This window comes from Bradyrhizobium sp., assembly GCF_016462955.1.
Lineage (GTDB): Bacteria > Pseudomonadota > Alphaproteobacteria > Rhizobiales > Xanthobacteraceae > Bradyrhizobium.
In genome coordinates this window covers 1-1633 of record NZ_JAEMSD010000869.1, presented here as the reverse complement: position 1 = coordinate 1633, position 1633 = coordinate 1, and the positions used below count along the sequence as shown (strand labels likewise).

1 protein-coding gene is annotated in these 1633 nt (G+C 64.1%); it reads right to left on the bottom strand.

Translation table 11 applies throughout. The annotated features are described in order from the left end of the window. Window positions 1–379 precede the first annotated feature (379 nt). Window positions 380–1633: porin (locus JHD07_RS39375; protein ID WP_291632020.1), on the bottom strand; the 1254-nt coding region annotated here is incomplete at its 5' end.

Below are 1633 nucleotides of genomic sequence, written 5' to 3'. Positions count from 1 at the left end.
CTCGCGAACATGACGACCTCACGATCGCCCCTCAAGGATGAGCCGGGATGGGCGAGACATACGATAATTCCGAATTTCGGTAAAGCGAAATATTTTCGCGGAGGCGGATTGACAGAGGGCGACACAGCAAGCCCCCTCGCCGCCTCCGCATGCGAGGGAGGGAGCCCACCGCCGATGCCGCCGCATCGTGCACACCATATGCGACAGCCATGGCTCGCCAGTGGGTCTCGCGCAACGTCATCCAGCGATCGCGTCTCAAACGTCCGGATCTTCGCAGCGCGCGACGGAGCAACGATCCAGCTGGCATAGCCCGCACCGTGCACGCAAAAAACACCCGGCGGTTTCCCGCCGGGTGCTGGTCGAAATGCTTCGACAGATCTTACCAGTTGCGCTGGGCGCGGAGCAGCAGGGTGATGCTGTCCTGGTCCTTCAGCTCGTACACAGCGGTCGGCTTGGCCGTGTTGGCAGCCGGGCTGAGCACGGCAGTGCCCGAGTACTTCTGGTCGAGGCGGGTCCAGTTCAGGTCGCCCGAGAAGGTCAGGTTCTTGACCGGGGTCCAGCGGGTGATGAGACCGATCTGGCCGATGGCGAAGTCAGGGTTACAACCCGTGACGCCGGCGAGACCGCCGAACACGCCGCCAGCACCGCCTGCGCCGCAGAGCGCAGTCTTGGCGAGACTGCCGAACTGGGCCTGAGCGTAAGCACCGTAGAGCGCGGTGTTCCAGTAGGGATTCCAGTTGTGGGTGTAAGCACCACGGAAGCCCCAGGTCTTGACCGTCTCCTGCTGCGAACCCGTGACGTACACGGTATCCGGAGCATTGGCGAAGCCGACGCTCTGGTAGGCAATGCCCGAGCTGCCGTACATCTGGTAGGAGCTGCCCGCCAGGTTCTGGAAGTTGTAGCGGGTCGCGCCGTCCGTGTAGACGCCCTGGATGTTGATCACGTCACCCGCACCGGTCGGGATGTTCTTGATCGACAGAGCGAGCTGAACCGCCCAACCCCACTTGTCGTCGGGATGGCCAGTGGTCTCGGTCGCGCCGTAATAAGCAACGTGGTTGTCGTGCGCGGCGACCGATGCCTGGAACAGACCCCAAGCCTGGTCGACACGAACCATACCGACGAGGTTCGGCGAACGCGAGCCGCCGATGGCGTTGGTGCCATACGAACCGCCAACCATGCCAGCAGCCGTTGCGCCGGTCATGTTGAGGTTGCCGGCCTGGTAGTAGGCCGTCGCGTCTTCGGCCGAGAAGGCCGCCGTCACGCCCTGGCCGAAGTCAGCGGTGTAGGTGAACTGGTTGACACCAGTGACCGTGCCGCTGCCGCCGACGAGGCTATCGATGTTGTTGCCGGGATAGTTGGTCCAGGGCGCGTCGAACTGCGACACGGCCTTACCCATGGTGAAGCCGGCGAACTGGATGAAGGCATAGTACACGCCGAGCGAACCGCCCGAGGTGCCGCCGTCCGACGGATTGCCGACAGGAGACGACCCGGAATAGGCCGTAGCACCGGTGCCGGAGCCCGTGCCGGTGTAGCCACCGGTCGTCCAGGTGAAGACCGCGTCGAAGTAGGTGCGGACGACGCCGTACTCGGTCGCGGTGCGCGTGTCGATGTTGAGATCCTGACGAGCGCGCAT